The organism is Treponema sp. R6D11, from assembly GCF_054786075.1.
Window position 1 is genome coordinate 1 of record NZ_BDHD01000738.1, and the last position, 560, is coordinate 560.

The following is a 560-nucleotide window of genomic DNA, read 5'->3' on the forward strand; positions in this document are numbered from 1 at the left end:
CATCATTTGGATATATAATTGCATTCCCGTTCATGGCTTTCATAATTTCAGCTATGAAAAAAAAGGCGCTAGGCATTTTCTACGCTACACTATTATGCTATTTTATAGGAACAATTTATTATGGATTGCAAAACTGGCCCTACATAACTTTCATAGACACAATCAAGATAACTTTGCTGCCATTTATATTAGTCGATTTCTTAAAAGCAATCATCGCATATTTATTATCGAAACATCTAAAAGTCTTAAAAATTTTTCAGATATAATTTCTTTCACAAGCTCTTCCGTTGCTCCGTGCTTAGGAATGTTATTTTTGTTGAAACCTTTTAATGTAATACTAGCGCTTGGAAACAACGCCTTTATTTTTTCGCCAACACCGCCAGAAACAACATTGTTTTCAATTATTTCGATGTCTTTGCTTATATATTCGCTTATAGTTTTGGTATCTAATGGCGAAATTGTTGTCAATGAAATAATAGTCGCGTTTCTCTCCTCAACATATGGCAAGACATCTCCAACAGCTATAATAACTTTCTTATTTCTTGTTTTTTTAACGACTC

General features: G+C 32.5%; 2 protein-coding genes. One reads left to right on the forward strand and one right to left on the reverse strand.

Annotated elements, in window-relative coordinates:
- Positions 1-53: 53 nt before the first annotated feature.
- On the forward strand, positions 54-266 hold the full coding sequence (locus ACYVTD_RS15810) for a biotin transporter BioY (RefSeq protein ID WP_461248646.1): 213 nt from the start codon (positions 54-56) through the stop codon (positions 264-266).
- Here ACYVTD_RS15810 and ACYVTD_RS15815 read toward each other — a convergent pair.
- The coding region (locus tag ACYVTD_RS15815) for a transketolase C-terminal domain-containing protein (RefSeq protein WP_461248645.1) at positions 211-560 on the reverse strand (350 nt) is incomplete at its 5' end. The two genes, ACYVTD_RS15810 and ACYVTD_RS15815, sit on opposite strands and share 56 nt — an antisense overlap.

What these genes read in the sequence shown, in the direction of transcription:
- ACYVTD_RS15810 (WP_461248646.1), top strand. Translation starts at nt 54, where the DNA reads ATGAAAAAAAAGGCGCTAGGCATTTTCTACGCTACACTATTATGCTAT.